Origin of the sequence: Arachidicoccus sp. (genome assembly GCF_050436765.1) — a bacterium.
GTDB lineage: Bacteria > Bacteroidota > Bacteroidia > Chitinophagales > Chitinophagaceae > Arachidicoccus.
Window position 1 is genome coordinate 1 of the sequence record NZ_JBNQGD010000045.1, and the last position, 15,945, is coordinate 15,945.

Here is a 15,945-nt window from a genome sequence, read left to right on the forward strand (position 1 = left end):
ATCGATGCTCGAAATCTACAAATCCGAATCGGATTTGAGTCGAAGGGCGGTTACTTATTATCTGAAAGAATTATCCTTCAGAGAGTTTATTATGTTTGAAACTAAAAAAGTGTTTCAACCCTATTCGCTTACCGAAATTCTGGGAAATCATAACATCTTTGCCACCAAGCTTTTAAATGAAATAAAACCATTGCCTCTGTTTGAAAAATACTTGAAAATCGGCGTATATCCGTATTACAAAGAAAATGAAAGTCTATACATTCAGAAGTTGCAAAATACGATTAACCTTATCATTGAGGTGGACATCAATGCAGTGGAGCACCTGCAATATGACATTTTGGTGAAACTGAAGAAACTGCTCGTCACTGTGGCTTCGAGTGCACCTTTCACACCTAATATTACGAAACTAAGCGAAAAAGTGGGTGTGTCCCGCAATATGCTAGTACACAGTATAAAAATTCTGGAACGAGCTGGATTGGTCAATGAATTGTACAAAGATGTTTCGGGCACTGGTATACTGACCAAACCTGAAAAACTATATTTGAACAACAGCAACCTGATGTATGCTTTGGCAAAAGAGAACATCAATACCGGTAATGTACGGGAAACCTTTTTTCTGAACCAATTCAACGGTCTACACGAAATCAATCTTTCAAAAACCGCTGATTTTATAGTGGATAAAACCCACACTTTTGAAATCGGAGGTAAAAACAAAAATCAAAAGCAGATTACCGACACAAAAAATGCCTACGTTGCAAAAGACGCCATAGAGGTAGGCTTTGGCAATATTATTCCGGTTTGGTTGTTTGGATTTATGTACTAAACAAACATATTTAGTAGCAGATACTTATTCTGTTCTGCCGCTCAATTACCTTCTTACTTTCTGATTTTTTCTGGTGGACTTAAAATAAGATGTAGCAGCAAAGCTGGATATTGATTGTTTATTGTGCGCAATAATATCCATTATTTTATAACTCAATAGTTCCATTTCCGTTATTATGAATATGTATAACCTTTTCTCGTATAACAACTCGGCTAATACTTTATCGCCATTAAGAATGTCGAGAACAGCATTGGTATCCAATTAAAATTTATTGCCACTCATTTCTCATGTTTAATTTGCTCGTGTGCTTACTTTTAAAAACCATTGCAAGAGAATTGGTAGTAAGTGTAAAAAATTCTGTAACCATTGATTGGGACAAGAAGGAAAGCGTACAAGCCAAAATGCGAGTAATGATAAAAAGGATTTTAAAGAAGTACTGCTACCCACCAGAAAAACAAGACCAAGCCGTCAAGACAATTTTAGAACAAGCCAACGCACAACAAAATAGAAGATAGATGACTGAAATACAGACGATTAGAAAAAAGGCAGCACACAATAACTAAGCTTTCGTTTTGCCCAACGGACAAAACGAAAGCTTAGTTGAAGGGAATCTTACAAGAGCTTGACGAATTTTGTGATAGCTACTTTGCCAACGATACAGATGTAGAGAATTATTGCAAAGAAGAACATATCCCTTTAAACGAAGATTAGGGAAGTGTTTGTAATTTCTAAAAATAGCGAAACTTACATTTTTTGCAAGTTTCGCTATTTTATTTTTATATCTTTCTATGGAAAATTACACCAATCGTAAGGAATATATAGGTAAACTGCTGTCGTATAAAGACAAAGACCTAATAAAAGTCGTTAGTGGTTTACGCAGGGCGGGCATGTAATAGGTAACAAACAATGCACCGTTTTTGGTAATTACAAATGCACCGATTGGGTAAATAAGAATGCACCAATTCGGTAATTCCTGTTCCGATTCGGTAAATAAGAATGCGCCGATTCGGTAATTTTTGTTCCGATTCAGTAAATAAGAATGCTTCGATTCGGTAATTTCTGCGCCCTTTTAGCATTCCTATCTCTTCGTGGGACGGATACAGTTTATTCAATTTTGGTGCTAAAAATCCTCGTCTTCGAATATCCAATACATTGCAGGTCATTCTTCCGTCAATCTCTAACAACCTGACCCTTCGAAAATATTAGAATATATTGTTGTACTTTTAGACAACTTTCGTATCTTTACAACTTGAAAGCAAATCAAAAAATACGGACAATTATTTTTCACAAAGACTACTTTGCTAATTTCTTTGTAAAACAGAGGTAGAGGTTAAGTATAAAATTGTTTGGACTTTTGGCTTAATTGAACTTATCGACAAAGTTCCTGAGACTTATCTTAAGCACTTAGATGGCACAGACAAACTTTTTGAAATTAGTGTGCAAAGTGGCAACAATATTTTTAGAATATTTTGCTTTTTTGACGAAGGAAGTTTGGTTGTTCTTTCAAATGGCTTTCAAAAGAAGACTCAAAAGACACCGAAACAGGAAATTGAAAAGGCTTTTAAAATTAAATCAGAATATTATTATGAAAACAAATAAGAATATCAAAACGCTTTCCGAATTTAAGGACGAGCATTATGGCAAAATAGGCTCTGCCAAACGTGACAAATTAGAAAAAGGATTTGAGGCTTTTAAACTTGGTGCATTAATTCACGAAGCAAGGCTTGAACAAGGTTTGACCCAGGAGCAACTTGCAGACAAATGTGGCACAAACAAAGCTTATATTTCAAGAGTTGAAAACAATATTAAAGATGTTCGTATTTCGACTTTACAAAAAATCGTTGAACTTGGCTTTGGCGGACAACTACAGTTATCAATCAAACTTTAGGACAATAAAAATTCCCTTCAAACCCGATTTGGTAAATGTGCGATTGATAGTTTTTTTGCTTACTTCAAGCTATTTATTGCTGTCTCAAGCAAAGCGTTTATCGGTGTGGATATAAATATTCCCCGATCCGTCCAGATAAGCTATTCTTAAACTACGCAATCTATTTCAGAATTTCCCCTTAAGCCTTTATGTGTCCATTTTTCTTGAACCCCTGAGGTTGTTTCAAGAAGTTCGAGTGCTCCCTCCACCGCATGATTTTTAGCTATAAAAATGTTTTCGTTCGTTTTTTTAATTATGCTCACTTATAATGAACAATTAAGATTAGTGAACAAATTTGAATAACAAAATTTATCTCTGAGGATTGACTGGCAATATTATTTCATAAATATTGTCAAGAGAATATTCAATAAAGTGTGTCAGCAATTTCATGTTCGATTTTTTATAGCATCATCGTCTTTCTACTTGCTCACTGAATATCTTTTGCAGCGTAGCTTCGGGATCATCGGTTAGACCCGTATGTATTCTTGAAGTTTGCAGGATAGTACTTCTTACTGCCGTAAGCCAGCGAAACCTGGAAGCAATATCCAGCGCAGCTATGGGGCTTTTTGTATTGCTTCCATTAGCGACGCTTACAAATCCGTTTAAATAATCTTTGATTAAAATTGTATCACTTTCAGGGCACAGACTTTTCAGTAACCCTTCATTGAAAAAGACTTCGATGCCGAGATATTGTTTGCTTTTGCAATAAAGCACCACACCAACATTGATAAATTCTTCACGCTCTACACAGGGCACTATTCTTATAACCGCATATTCAAATGTTTCCATGTTAAGAATTGATAATTTGATTATAGAATATAGATGTATTATTCCTTCTAGTCTTTAAAAACTGGAAGTAAACATCTCTGAGTTGTTGAACGTTTTCATTGTCGCTGGTCGATTCCTGCAGCCAATCTTGCGGAATCATATCAATAATTTCCTTCAATATATCGTCGGTCAGTAAAGCAGGAAACGCTTCATTTACTTCCTCCAGGTCTTTTGCATAAGGCAGCAGCACATGGTCTTTGATATTCGTAAAAGGGCTTAATGCCATCTTTTCCCAGTTCTGCCATTGATGATGAAAATACAAACTTGCGCCATGATCTATCAGCCATAGCTCGTAATGCCAATACAAAAGATTTGTATTTTTTGCGGTGCGGTCAACATTGGTCAGATAAGCATCCAGCCACACAATTTTTGAAGCTGTCAGGCTGTCTATCTCTTTAACTGCAGGATCGAACGTAACGGCGCCCTCCAGAAAATGCACCCCCAGATTTAGTCCGGTACTGGCCTTTAATAAGTCCTGGATTTCTTCATCCGGCTCGGTTCGACCGAATGATTTATCTAAGTTTGCGAGCACCAATTCCGGAACGTTTAATCCCAAATATTTAGCCATGATGCCACCGATAAAATCGGCAATTAAAGCTTTCGATCCTTGTCCTGCACCCCTGAATTTGATAACATATTTGAAGCCATCATTGGCTTCTGCCAGAGCAGGCAACGAGCCACCCTCGCGAAAAGGCTGCAAATATCTTATAAGACTAACGGTTCTTAATTCAGGAATTTGATGTTTCATAATTTGTAAAATTAGGGGATTGAAAACCAACGCACGTAAAAATACTTAGGCTTTAGGTATATTATCAGTTTGCTCTTTAGTCTTTCAATGGATTTATAACATCGCCAAAACGAAGCACCTTTTCACTATTCGCTTTATTGAATAGCAAATGTTCAATATCTCTTTGCTTTACTTTCAAGTCTATGGCTTTAAGACGTTCATTTGTAACCTCTTTAAATTCTTGTAAATTACCGATACCGCAACGTTTTGCAAGGAATGTCTTGTAAAGTAAAAAAGGATACCGTATTTCTTCAGCCAATACCTTATTTTAGCACCAAATTTAAACATATGAGAAGATTACTTTTGATTTTATCGATTGTTCTTGTATCTCTTACCTCTTGCAAAAATAAGCAAGCTACCAAAAAGGATATCTTAGCTTCGGATATCGACACAACTGTGAGACCACAAGATGATTTTTTCGATTATGCGAATGGAAGTTGGTTGAAAAATAACCCGATCCCCAACGCTTATAAAAGCTGGGGAATAGCGAATCTGGTGCAGAACGATTTATATGATCGTTTGAAAAAAATAAATGAGCAGGCCGTGAAAGATCCGAAAGGAAGCCTTTCTCAGAAAATAGGAGACTTCTGGAATAGCGGCATGGACAGTGTTTCTCTTGCACATCAGTCACTAGCTGTATTGCAGCCGCAATTGGATGCGATAGAAAATATAAAAAACACCAATGATCTCTTAAAAGTTGCTGCCGAATTTGATAAAATTGGTGTGTCTAGTTTGTTCTCTTCAGATGTAGAACAAGACGCAAAAAATAGCGAAGTTGAGGCATTTAATTTAGGACAGGGTGGGCTGGGATTACCCAATCGGGATTACTATTTTAACACGGATAAAAGAACGACAGATATTCGTAATGCCTATATAGCACACATACAAAAGATGCTGATCATTGCGGCAGAAGATACTGTTACCGCTGGGAATGAAAGTATCCAAATATTTGATCTCGAAAAGAAATTGGCTGCTGCAAGCCGTAAGCTGGCTGATTTGCGTGACCCTTATAAGAATTATAATAAATTTCTTGTGACGGACTTTATAAAAAAGACGCCAACGATTAACTGGCGTGCATGGCTGCAACAGATAGGTACTCAAAAACTAGATACAGTGATCGTAGGACAACCCGAGTTCTTTGTTGCTCTCAATAAAGAACTGACTGCCACGCCAATTGCTGTTTGGAAATCTTATATGAAATGGCAATTATTAAACAGCTTAGGCAGTTATGTAAATACGCAGTTTGAAGACGAAAATTTCGCTTTTTATGGGAAAAAGATGAGTGGTATAAAAGAGCAAAAGCCTCGTTGGAAAAGGGTCTTAGGTATGGAAGAATCCGCTATGGGCGAGGCATTAGGGCAGTTATTTGTAAAGGAATATTTCCCACAGAAGGCTAAAAAACGTTATTCAGATTTAGTGGAAAATATCCGCGAAGCACTGAAAGAAAGAATTATGAAGCTTGATTGGATGAGCGACTCGACCAAGGGGAAAGCCATTTACAAATTGAGTAAGATGAAAAAGAAAGTAGGCTATCCCGATAAATGGAAAGATTTTTCTGCTATGGAAATAGAGAAACAACCACTGGTTAAAAATATTATTGCGGCAAATATTTGGTGGCATCAATATGAGCTAGACAAACTTGGGAAACCCGTAGATCGTGATGAGTGGGATATGACGCCGCAGACGTATAATGCCTACTACAACCCGTCGAATAATGAAATTGTATTACCAGCCGGTATATTTACTGTTCCCGGATTAAAAGACGACCAGTTGGATGATGCCTTAGTTTACGGCTACGCAGGCGCTTCTACCATTGGACACGAGATGACCCACGGATTTGATGATCAGGGAAGACAATATGATGCAGCAGGAAATTTAAAAGACTGGTGGTCTAAAGAGGATGCCGAAAAATTTGAAAAGCGCGCGGCTGTAATGGTTAAACAGTTTGACGGGTACAATCCTGTAGATACGAGCCATATAAACGGGCGTGCGACACTCGGCGAAAATATTGCGGATCTCGGCGGCGTACTTTTGGGCTGGGATGCCTTTATTAAAACACAAGCTTATAAAGACAATAAGCTAATTGGTGGGCTAAATCCCGCCCAGCGCTTTTTCTTAGGTTATGCGCTGGGATGGTTATATAAAATAAGACCCGAAGCCCTGGCACAACAGTTGTTGACGGATGTCCACGCACCGGCTAAATATAGAGTCAACGGGCCTTTTTCCGATGTCGACGCTTTTTATAAAACCTTCGATGTAAAACCCGGTGATAAAATGTATATTGCGGACAGCGCAAGAGTGCGCATTTGGTAAGGGAGTAAAGATAGGAGACTGTCAAATCTATCGATTACCTGGTCATCAAATTCACTAATTTTCGAATTATCAAAATAAAATCCGTGCATTCATTTCAAGAATTGTCCAAACAGTTTTCAGACAAATTTAAATTAGATCATTTTCCCAGTCAGCCCCAGGGATTGTATGAGCCTGCGCAGTATTTTTTGGGTATTGGCGGAAAAAGAATCCGCCCTATCGCCTGTTTGATGAGTAACGAGTTGTTCGGAGACATCGAAAACGATACTTGGCAAATAGCCAACGCTTTAGAATTGTTTCATAACTTCACTTTGTTGCACGACGATATCATGGATGAGGCTTCCTTGCGCAGAGGTAAGCAAACAGTGCATCTGCGCAACGGGCAAAACACCGCTATTCTTAGCGGTGATGTGATGCTGATAAGAGCTTATGAGTACCTAAACGACATCAATTTTGAAATTTTGCCCGTAATCTTTAAGTTGTTCAACAAAACGGCTAAAGAAGTCTGTGAAGGTCAGCAATACGATATGGAGTTTGAGAAAAGAGAAAATGTGGCGATGGATGATTATCTCAGAATGATCAAGTTAAAGACTTCTGTTTTGCTGGCTGCAAGCCTGGAGATGGGTGCTATTGTTGGGGGTGCCACCCGGAATAATTGTGATAGGCTATATGGTTTTGGAAAAAACCTGGGTATCGCATTTCAAATTCAAGATGATTATCTGGATTGCTTTGGCGATCCGGCAAAATTTGGTAAGGAAGTAGGTGGCGATATTCGCAGGAATAAAAAAACTTTTCTCTTAATTAAAGCAAAAGAGATGGTCACCGGTAGGCAGAAAGAGGAGTTGGATGGACTTTTAGCCGGTGACGATGAAGATAAAGTAGAAAGGGTATTGACTATTTTTAGAGATTGCGGTATTGACATGTGGGCTAAAGAATTGCAAAAACAATATGCCGATAAAGCCTTCCAAAATTTAGAGGATGTGGTGGTTGTAAAAGCGCGTAAAAAACCTTTATATGATTTAGCAGAGTATCTATTGAATAGAGAATATTAGCTGAATTTTTTTATGCGATTGTTGGGGAGATAGGAGGCTGGTGATCTCTATTGAAGATCTCGGCGTTTCCTTGCCCGGTATGCTATTGAGGGAAAACTGCTGCCTGTATCACCTTTAAGCTGATTTTTTTGATTTTTCTTTGCGGTTTCATCGCATTTAATTGGCGTTTTAAAAAGAGTGCGACACTTCTTTTGATAAATTGGTTATCATTATTTGGGGGATTAAAATAAATTTGGGTGGGGTGCTAAGGAACGGAACAGACGAATGATAACCTTTTTACTTAGACGGGCTAGATTTGCGCACTGAGCCCCCGTTTCTGTTTATTTAAAGAATAAGTTCGTATTTTCAGATTGACTAATTTTCAAATTAACTAATTCGTACAATGTCTAGTTACTTATTTAGAAAGAAAAATATCAACACGATTTTAATGGATGCCGAGTCGGGACTCAGTGATGCCCATGGTAATTCCGCAAGCTTGAAAAAAGTTTTGGGTGTGCGTGACCTTACCTTTATGGGTATTGCAGCGGTGGTCGGCGCGGGTATTTTTTCTACCATAGGAAATGCCTCTTTTAACGGCGGTCCGGGTGTTTCTATTTTGTTTGTCCTTACAGCGGTTTGTTGTGGCTTTTCCGCTTTGTGTTATGCGGAATTCGCTTCCCGCATTCCCGTGAGCGGTAGCGCTTATACCTATGCTTATGCTTCATTTGGGGAATTGATTGCATGGATTATCGGCTGGGATTTGTTGATGGAATATGCCATTGGAAACATTGCTGTGGCGATTTCCTGGAGTCAATATTTTGTAAATTTATTAGAAGGGTTACACATACATATTCCGGCATTTTTGACAACTGATTATTTAAGCGCTTCCCGCGGATTTAAAGAAGTCTCCACCGCATTGGCACATGGCAGCGGTTTGAGTGGCATGTCGCGGGCTATGCAAAATAGTTATCAGGCCTGGTTGCAGGCACCGAAAATTGGGAGCTTTAGATTAATTGCAGATATTCCGGCACTCGCTATTGTCTTTTTAATTACCTGGCTAGTATATGTGGGAATAAGAGAAACACGTAGGGCGACCAATGCAATGGTTATATTTAAATTAATTGTCGTGGTTGCCGTAATTGCTGTTGGATTTTTCTACGTAGCACCTGCCAACTGGAGTCCTTTTTTACCGAACGGTTATGGCGGAATGATGCAAGGTGTTTCTGCTGTGTTCTTCGCTTATATAGGTTTTGATGCGATAAGTACAACGGCTGAAGAATGTAAGAACCCGCAAAGAGATCTACCCAGAGGTATGATTTATTCGCTTATTATCTGTACCGTTTTATATATCTTGGTGGCGCTTGTTTTAACCGGTATGGTATCTTACAAAGAATTGCAGGTGGGTGACCCTCTGGCCTTTGTTTTTAAAAGAGTAGGTTTGAATGAAATAAGTTATATTATCTCTTTCAGTGCCGTGATTGCTACGGCAAGTGTGTTGCTCGTTTTTCAAATGGGCCAGCCTAGAATCTGGATGAGTATGAGCCGCGATGGGTTATTACCCAAGGTTTTCAGCCGTATTCATCCTAAATATAAAACACCGTCTTTCTCAACCATTGTTACTGGCTTTTTTGTAGCTATCCCCGCTTTGTTTTTAAACCTTACAGAGGTTACGGATCTCACCAGTATAGGTACTTTGTTTGCGTTTGTTTTAGTTTGTGGCGGTGTGCTGTTGTTACCCAAGTTAGGGGAGGGGGAGCAGAAGCCTAAATTCAAAATCCCTTATATCAGTTCACGGTTTATTGCACCGCTTTTATTTGTAATGGGTATGATCTTTTTTTGGAAAAACTTCCTGGGTTTATTTGACCTCAGTGCCGGTTGGAGCGTATTTCGGGATAAACTGCCTTTCTTTTTATTTGTCATACTCGCTATAGGATTAACGATTGCCTCAGTTATTAAAAAATTATCGTTGATTCCCGTATTGGGTCTGGCAAGTTGTTTTTACTTGATGACGGAATTAGGGTATACTAACTGGCTACGTTTTATTATTTGGTTAATTATCGGCTTGATTATTTATTTCTTATATAGTCGCCATCATAGCAAATTGCGCCCCGTATCAAATGAAAAATAAGGTATGATTCCAATTATTTCAAATTCCTGTCTTTTCCGACAAATAAGTAAAGTAGTGGACCTAGTACAGGAAGTATGATAGTGATGACTATCCAGATCAACTTGCCATTACCCGAAAACTTCTTTTTGTAAATATCAGCCAGACAATAAAACAATAAGCCGATAGGAATGACTGCAAAAAATAAGATAAGTGGAATAATGGAATGTGGATTAGGCTGCATGTTTTATTATTTTGCTTGGGTTAAACAATATTGACTTCGGCTTCTAATTGAATGGAAAATTTTGCGTGGACGCTTTCAATTATTTGTCTGGATAAGTTTAAGATATCTTCTCCATTAGCACCTCCGTAATTAACCAGGACCAGTGCCTGTTTGGCGTGCACGCCATAATTGTCTTGCCTAAAGCCCTTCCAGCCACATTGCTCTATTAGCCAGCCGGCCGCTATTTTTTTATACGTGCTGTGCGCTAAATCGTAGGCCGCTATCTGGGGATACTTATTTTTTAAAAAGAGAAAATGTGCTTCACAGATGGTAGGGTTTTTAAAAAAGCTACCAGCATTACCTATCTCTTTAGGATTGGGTAGTTTACTATTTCTGATATTGATCACTGCTTGAGAAATGGCCCCAATAGATAGATGACTCACTTGCATCTTTTCTAATTCGGCTTTGATGGCGCCATATTCAATATGAAAATCCGGTTGTTTTTTCAGACGCAATGTAACGCTTAAGATGATATATTGATGCTTGTATTCTTTTTTAAAAATACTCTCACGATAGCCAAATTGACAATCTTCCCCGGTAAAAGTATGAATGCTCAAATCGTCTGTACGCAGGGCTTCTAATGTATAAAAAGTATCTTTTAGCTCTACCCCGTAAGCACCAATATTTTGCATAGGTGCGGCACCGACACAACCCGGTATTAAACTTAAATTTTCCACGCCGCCATAGTTTCTTTCTACACAATAGAGAACAAACTCATGCCATCGCTCACCAGCCGCCGCCTGTACATAGATATAGTCCTGTTCTTCTCGTAGTACCTGAATGCCCTTCAATTCATTTTTTAAGACGATGCCGTCGAAATCTTTGGTAAACAAAATATTGCTCCCGCCGCCAATGATGAGGTATCTTGGGTGGTTAGCCAATAATGCTTTTAAATCGTCTACTGAAGTAAATGCTGCGAACTCATAGGCTGAAACATCGATGCCAAACGTATTATAAGGTCGTAGTGAAATATGTTGTGCAATAGTCATTGAATGAAATTAATTGATAAAAGTCCACCAAACGCCCAGGCGTATCCATAGCGCATGGCTGGGATAATTCGGTGCGACGAAACTATAATTATTAAATCCAAAGGTTTTGTTCTTATAACTTAACGTATTTAGATTGGCTATCTCTCCGAAGAAATTAAATCTGGTGATTTTGAAATTTACATAAAAGGAAACATCGGGTAGGTTACTGATGGTTTGGGTGTTCTGATTGAAAAACTGTGCAGTAAACGGTGAATAAATATCTGGTTTATAGGGGGAGGCATATCTTACCTCGAAGCCGGTAGCAATGTCAAGATTTGTATAAAAGTTTCCCTCAAATGCGATACGGTTGCGCATTAAAAAAAATGGCAGATTGACGGGGGTATTACCCGCTTTTTTTTGCACATAAGCTTCCAGATACCACCGGAAATATTTGCCTAATTTTGTTTCTTTTTCTACCCCTAATTGCAATAGATTAAAAGCTGTATTGCTTTGTTCTGCTGTGAAATAATTGGAAAAATAACTGTAATTATTATACAAAAAATAGTTACCGGTCAATTTCATTTGAAGCTCCGGCAAGTATAGTACGGCGTAAGCTTTGGAAATATTTTCATTTTTAAAATCCGTCGTATTGATGATAGGGAAGTCCGAATGAGATTTAAAGCTTATGTTAGCCGTATCATTAAGAGATAAATTGGTAGACGATGCAGCGTTGAAAATATAGGAGGGTGTACGGTTTACATTTTGAAATCCCAGCTGTAAGGATCCTAGTTTCTTTCCTAGATCCCTTCTTAAACTCAAACTAGCACTATAATTGCCGGTATAGTTACCAGCGACATATAAATCTCCCAGAGCGGTCACATCCCATTTTTGGTTGCGCGTACGATTTCGGTATTCCGCGCCTACGTATACATTATTGTATTTTTGCTTATAAAATTTTCCGAAGCTCCCATTGAGCGATTGCAAATTCGCGTGCAATTTTAAAAACTGGTTCGTATTCTTTTTATCCGGATAAGTATAAATAGCGAACTCATTATTTAATTCTTTCCAATTGTCATGAAAATTAATCGTATCTGTAGGCACAATTAAATCGAAATAATTTAAGTAATCGCTGGCGATAGGGTTGTTGTCTACAAAGCTATAATCATAATTGGTGTATTTTATACTGTGTTCTAAACGTAATCTCGGATAAAAGAGGCGATAAGTGATCGTATCTTTCACCAGGGAATCTTTTTGACCGAAGTCATAAGACTGTCTAAAATACAGCGTAACATCTTTGGTTATATTACCGGTAGTAACGGTCGTATTAAATGGGTCGTTTGTTCTGGAATTACTGCTTCCCAATCTGGTATTTACGGCAAAGGAGCTTCCCAGCGTGAGGTTATGCAGGTCAGCTGGATTTACGAGACCTCCGTTGGTAGCGGCTTTCAGACTGTTACGGATAAAGATAAAATTGGAACTATATCTTTTATTGGAGCTATGGATAGCAAGATTGACGCGCAGATTACTGTTCGCATCATTTTCATTCTTCAGTGCGCCTGGTGCGTTTAAAAGCCGGTATTCAAAAGTAAAGTTTACATTTCCTTTGGCGCGTGGTTGTGTATGCAGCAAATCGATATATTGTTCTCCTTTGCCGCCCAGCATATATCCTACGACGGAATAGGGTCGAGTAGTGGTATAATATTTTGTGTTTTCTACCGTAAACTTATAGACGTCCATCGAGTGAAAACCCGCATCCCACCCCGGTTTCATGTAAGGATTAAATAATAAAGATTCTGCCGGAGAACCTATATTGCCGGTATTGTTATAGGTAAAGGGTTTTTGTAAACGAGAGCTGAAATCGTTAATAGAAGTGTCTATATGATGGATAAGAGAAGAGTCGAAGTATTTATAAGTAATTGTGATCGAGTCTTCATATTTGTCGCGCAATTTCAAAGAATCGTTTCCTGATTTGGTGCGTGGCATCGGACGACCCTGATTATCAAGTTGATAATTGTCTTTATTCGCATCAGTAACCTGCGCCCCCGCCTTATTGATCATCAGCACTGCTACCAACAAAATAAAAGTGTATAAGAGTTTCTTTCTGAATTGCATCGTACGCGAAAGTATGCGAGTAATATAAATTATGCTAATAAAATATTGAGAAAATTTAGGTGGTTATATCTTCATATTCCTGCCCCAGTTGACGTTGTTTTCTAGAGGGCAAGAAAATAACGCGCAAAGTAGAGTCGTTGGTAAAATAATTGAATGTCCAGTTTAAGAAGATCAGCAGTTTATTACGCACGCCTAAAATCAGCATCAGGTGCAAGAACATCCAGATAAACCACGCGAATCTGCCGTGAAAATGAAAATTAGGTAAATCTACCACCGCTTTTCTTTTACCTATAGTCGCCATTGTGCCTGGGTTACTGTAAGCAAAGGGTTTTGATTGACCGCCCTTTAGCTGGATCTTAAAATTCCGGGCAAGGTTTTCCGCTTGCTTATTAGCTACATTGGCCAGTTGCGGATGCCCCTTGGGCCATTCTTTCGTTTCCATGTATGCAACGTCGCCTAGGACAAAAACATCTTTAAGTCCGATCGCTTCGTGAACTTCATTGACAACGATGCGGTTACCACGTGTTATTGATTCTTTCGCAATACCCTCCGGTACGTTGCCGATAACGCCGGCTGCCCAAATCAGGGTATTTGTGGTTAAAGTATCCCCATTGCCCAGGGTTACCATTTTGCCGTCATAGTCCGCGACATGTGTGCCCGTCCAAATAGTTACGCCCAAATCTTCTAAATATTTTCTGGAGTACTTCTGCGATTTTTCGCTCATCGCAGATAGCGTATTGCCGCTGCCTTCAATCAGGTATATCTTGAGGTTAGAGAAATCTATCAAGGGATAATCTTTCGGTAAGACCTTTGTTTTTAATTCCGCTAATGCGCCCGAAAGTTCTACACCTGTAGGCCCTCCGCCTACCACCACAATATTTAAAAAAGGAGTCTTTTCTTCTTCGGATTTGACGGATAAGGAAGCTTCAAAATTTAATAAAATCTTGTTGCGTAAAGCAATAGCTTGCGGCGTAGATTTCATAGGAAAGGCATTTGCTTCAATATTTTTGTTGCCAAAATAGTTATTGGTACAGCCAGTGGCGATCACGAGGTAATCATACTCAAATACATTATGCCAAGTATAGACTTTCTTCTGAATCGTGTCTATTTTCTTTACCACACCTACACGAACATGGATATTTTTTTTATTCTGGAAAATTTTTCTAAGCGGAAAGGAGATGGCTGCCGGTTCAAGCCTTGCCGAGGCAACCTGATAAAAAAGTGGTTGGAATTGATGGAAATTATTAATGTCCAATAAAGTAATTTCGTAATCAGTTTTGGCTAGTTTTCTTGCGAGTTTGAGCCCGGAAAAACCGGCGCCCAATATGACTATTTTTTTCTTTGCTGTGTTATGCATATGTCTGCTATTTATAATGACCAAACTATCTGCAAGGTAACTTTTATGTGCAACATTATGAGACAAATAGCAGCTAAAAAATTAAATTCTAAGTCTTAATACAGCATAGCCGGCAATGAGAATTAATAAAATAAGAATGACAGCAATGATATACCAAATGAGTTGTGAGAACGTCCCGGGCCGGCGACGGGATTTATCGTCGATAGAGCGCCGAAGGGTTTGGTTTAAATGTCTAACATTTCTACTTAGCTTTTTAGGGTGTTTAAAAGCACGCAATCCTTCAAGCGCATCTTTGGTAAAATCAGATTCTGCCAAGGCCTCTTCTAATTTTTGCGCTTCAGGTTCAGAAAGATTATTGTTCAGATATTCTATCAGTTTCTCCTGCTCTGTAAACGATTTTTTGGTCGATATGTTTTTGTTATCAGCCATTCTTTTCTTGCTTTTTTTCAATCAAGTTTTTTAAATTCCGTTTGCCGTTCTGAATATGACTTTTTACTTGTGTAGTCGTAAAACCGGTTTCTTCAGCAATTTCACTATAGGATTTGTTGTTTAAATAGAATAAGGAGATGCAAGTTTTTTGTTCCTCATTTAATTCACAAAGCGCTGATTCCATATAATCAAATAGCTTTTCCTTTTCTTTCTTTTTCTCCCACCCGTCATCTTCTAATACGGGCGAAAGTTCGACCTTTAGCTCTTCCAAAATTAGACTTTTACCGGCACGCAATAACAAAAGACAATGATTGCGCGCAATGGTATAAATCCAACTTTTAAAGTAAGTAACTTTGCTCTTAGGTAATTCGGTTAAGACCTTATAAAAAACCTGTTGGACAGCATCTTGTGCATCGTGCTCATTTTTTAAATATTTCATGCAAACACCCAGTAAAAGCAACGTATAGCGTTGCAGTAATATGCCCACCCAATATTTTTCTTGGCTTTGATAAAACTTATTTAGCAGGGTCTCGTCATCATATTTTTGATGCTTATTCAACAGGCATATGTTTTTTATAGAGATGCATTTTTAAAAGAAATCCATAATCTGATTTAAAATTAAAGCAAAAAAAGTCCTTTTAATAATCGTTGGTAATGTACGAAATATCTTTAGCTTTGATGGCAATCATTTTTAAAATCTAATCATGCAAGTCGCCATAGCCCTTACTCCTGTTAACCCGATGCGTGCAGAGCCTTCCCACCGGTCAGAAATGGTGAGTCAAATTCTTTTCGCAGAAATGGTGGAAATAATAGATAACGCTAAAGACTTTTTTAAAATAAAAGCTTTAAAGGATGGCTATGAAGGGTGGGTGCAAGCCATCCAACTCGGTGAAGTTGCGGTAACAATGAAGGAAGATTTGTTATTGGGATTTTCTTTGGGTAATAGCCTGATTGAATTTAATGGGGCGCCCATGTTGATTTCTGCC

Annotated in this window: 17 protein-coding genes; 8 read left to right on the forward strand and 9 right to left on the reverse strand. The window is 38.4% G+C overall.

Translation table 11 applies throughout. From position 1 onward, the window contains the following. The 4 genes from ACQR30_RS01700 to ACQR30_RS01715 form a co-directional block, all read left to right on the forward strand. On the forward strand, positions 1–823 hold an 823-nt coding region (locus ACQR30_RS01700; protein WP_429730363.1), incomplete at its 5' end, for a hypothetical protein. Positions 824–1,110: 287 nt separating this feature from the next. Next, positions 1,111–1,338, forward strand: coding sequence for a type I restriction enzyme endonuclease domain-containing protein (locus tag ACQR30_RS01705; protein ID WP_429730366.1), 228 nt, complete (start codon positions 1,111–1,113; stop codon positions 1,336–1,338). An 856-nt stretch (positions 1,339–2,194) separates the two neighbouring features. Beyond that, positions 2,195–2,422, forward strand: a complete 228-nt coding sequence (locus tag ACQR30_RS01710) for a type II toxin-antitoxin system RelE/ParE family toxin (RefSeq protein WP_429730413.1) — start codon at positions 2,195–2,197, stop codon at positions 2,420–2,422. Next, the gene (locus ACQR30_RS01715; RefSeq protein ID WP_429730416.1) at positions 2,409–2,711 is read left to right on the forward strand and encodes a helix-turn-helix domain-containing protein; all 303 of its coding nucleotides are present in this window, start codon (positions 2,409–2,411) and stop codon (positions 2,709–2,711) included. Before ACQR30_RS01710 ends, ACQR30_RS01715 begins: the two co-directional genes overlap by 14 nt. A gap of 447 nt (positions 2,712–3,158) precedes the next feature. Here the strand turns inward: ACQR30_RS01715 and ACQR30_RS01720 are convergent, their stop codons facing one another. The 3 genes from ACQR30_RS01720 to ACQR30_RS01730 all read right to left on the reverse strand — a co-directional run bounded on the left by ACQR30_RS01720 (position 3,159) and on the right by ACQR30_RS01730 (position 4,624). After that, on the reverse strand, positions 3,159–3,539 hold the full coding sequence (locus ACQR30_RS01720) for a DUF3037 domain-containing protein (RefSeq protein ID WP_429730368.1): 381 nt from the start codon (positions 3,537–3,539) through the stop codon (positions 3,159–3,161). Between the two features lies 1 nt (position 3,540). Next, complete coding sequence (locus ACQR30_RS01725; protein ID WP_429730371.1) at positions 3,541–4,326, reverse strand: HipA family kinase; 786 nt, start codon at positions 4,324–4,326, stop codon at positions 3,541–3,543. 76 nt (positions 4,327–4,402) lie between these two features. After that, complete coding sequence (locus tag ACQR30_RS01730; protein WP_429730374.1) at positions 4,403–4,624, reverse strand: hypothetical protein; 222 nt, start codon at positions 4,622–4,624, stop codon at positions 4,403–4,405. A gap of 29 nt (positions 4,625–4,653) precedes the next feature. Here ACQR30_RS01730 and ACQR30_RS01735 point away from each other — a divergent pair, with 29 nt between their 5' ends. The 3 genes from ACQR30_RS01735 (at position 4,654) to ACQR30_RS01745 (ending at position 9,834) form a co-directional block, all read left to right on the forward strand. Then, positions 4,654–6,678: a M13 family metallopeptidase gene (locus ACQR30_RS01735; protein WP_429730377.1), complete on the forward strand. Its 2,025-nt coding sequence runs from the start codon at positions 4,654–4,656 to the stop codon at positions 6,676–6,678. An 83-nt stretch (positions 6,679–6,761) separates the two neighbouring features. Continuing rightward, positions 6,762–7,727 carry a polyprenyl synthetase family protein gene (locus ACQR30_RS01740; RefSeq protein ID WP_429730380.1) on the forward strand — a complete coding sequence of 322 codons (966 nt, stop codon included), beginning with the start codon at positions 6,762–6,764 and terminating at the stop codon, positions 7,725–7,727. A 382-nt stretch (positions 7,728–8,109) separates the two neighbouring features. Beyond that, positions 8,110–9,834, forward strand: a complete 1,725-nt coding sequence (locus ACQR30_RS01745; protein ID WP_429730383.1) for an amino acid permease — start codon at positions 8,110–8,112, stop codon at positions 9,832–9,834. Between the two features lie 13 nt (positions 9,835–9,847). Here ACQR30_RS01745 and ACQR30_RS01750 read toward each other — a convergent pair whose 3' ends face one another. The 6 genes from ACQR30_RS01750 to ACQR30_RS01775 all read right to left on the reverse strand — a co-directional run bounded on the left by ACQR30_RS01750 (position 9,848) and on the right by ACQR30_RS01775 (position 15,518). Further along, complete coding sequence (locus ACQR30_RS01750) at positions 9,848–10,054, reverse strand: PLDc N-terminal domain-containing protein (RefSeq protein WP_429730386.1); 207 nt, start codon at positions 10,052–10,054, stop codon at positions 9,848–9,850. A gap of 20 nt (positions 10,055–10,074) precedes the next feature. Then, the gene (gene murB / locus ACQR30_RS01755; RefSeq protein WP_429730389.1) at positions 10,075–11,082 is read right to left on the reverse strand and encodes a UDP-N-acetylmuramate dehydrogenase; all 1,008 of its coding nucleotides are present in this window, start codon (positions 11,080–11,082) and stop codon (positions 10,075–10,077) included. A 9-nt stretch (positions 11,083–11,091) separates the two neighbouring features. Then, positions 11,092–13,173: a putative porin gene (locus ACQR30_RS01760; RefSeq protein WP_429730392.1), complete on the reverse strand. Its 2,082-nt coding sequence runs from the start codon at positions 13,171–13,173 to the stop codon at positions 11,092–11,094. Positions 13,174–13,228: 55 nt separating this feature from the next. Next, positions 13,229–14,530, reverse strand: a complete 1,302-nt coding sequence (locus ACQR30_RS01765) for an NAD(P)/FAD-dependent oxidoreductase (RefSeq protein WP_429730395.1) — start codon at positions 14,528–14,530, stop codon at positions 13,229–13,231. Positions 14,531–14,611: 81 nt separating this feature from the next. Beyond that, positions 14,612–14,959, reverse strand: coding sequence for a hypothetical protein (locus ACQR30_RS01770; protein ID WP_429730398.1), 348 nt, complete (start codon positions 14,957–14,959; stop codon positions 14,612–14,614). Continuing rightward, positions 14,952–15,518: an RNA polymerase sigma factor gene (locus tag ACQR30_RS01775; protein WP_429730401.1), complete on the reverse strand. Its 567-nt coding sequence runs from the start codon at positions 15,516–15,518 to the stop codon at positions 14,952–14,954. The genes ACQR30_RS01770 and ACQR30_RS01775 overlap by 8 nt, the downstream gene beginning before the upstream one ends. Before the next feature lie 145 nt (positions 15,519–15,663). Between ACQR30_RS01775 and ACQR30_RS01780 the strand changes: the two genes are divergently transcribed. Then, positions 15,664–15,945: SH3 domain-containing protein (locus ACQR30_RS01780; RefSeq protein WP_429730404.1), on the forward strand; the 282-nt coding region annotated here is incomplete at its 3' end.

What these genes read in the sequence shown, in the direction of transcription:
- ACQR30_RS01705 (WP_429730366.1), top strand. Translation starts at nt 1,111, where the DNA reads ATGTTTAATTTGCTCGTGTGCTTACTTTTAAAAACCATTGCAAGAGAA.
- ACQR30_RS01715 (WP_429730416.1), top strand. Translation starts at nt 2,409, where the DNA reads ATGAAAACAAATAAGAATATCAAAACGCTTTCCGAATTTAAGGACGAG.
- ACQR30_RS01720 (WP_429730368.1), bottom strand. Translation starts at nt 3,539, where the DNA reads ATGGAAACATTTGAATATGCGGTTATAAGAATAGTGCCCTGTGTAGAG.
- ACQR30_RS01725 (WP_429730371.1), bottom strand. Translation starts at nt 4,326, where the DNA reads ATGAAACATCAAATTCCTGAATTAAGAACCGTTAGTCTTATAAGATAT.
- ACQR30_RS01735 (WP_429730377.1), top strand. Translation starts at nt 4,654, where the DNA reads ATGAGAAGATTACTTTTGATTTTATCGATTGTTCTTGTATCTCTTACC.
- ACQR30_RS01745 (WP_429730383.1), top strand. Translation starts at nt 8,110, where the DNA reads ATGTCTAGTTACTTATTTAGAAAGAAAAATATCAACACGATTTTAATG.
- ACQR30_RS01750 (WP_429730386.1), bottom strand. Translation starts at nt 10,054, where the DNA reads ATGCAGCCTAATCCACATTCCATTATTCCACTTATCTTATTTTTTGCA.
- murB (WP_429730389.1), bottom strand. Translation starts at nt 11,082, where the DNA reads ATGACTATTGCACAACATATTTCACTACGACCTTATAATACGTTTGGC.
- ACQR30_RS01760 (WP_429730392.1), bottom strand. Translation starts at nt 13,173, where the DNA reads ATGCAATTCAGAAAGAAACTCTTATACACTTTTATTTTGTTGGTAGCA.
- ACQR30_RS01765 (WP_429730395.1), bottom strand. Translation starts at nt 14,530, where the DNA reads ATGCATAACACAGCAAAGAAAAAAATAGTCATATTGGGCGCCGGTTTT.
- ACQR30_RS01770 (WP_429730398.1), bottom strand. Translation starts at nt 14,959, where the DNA reads ATGGCTGATAACAAAAACATATCGACCAAAAAATCGTTTACAGAGCAG.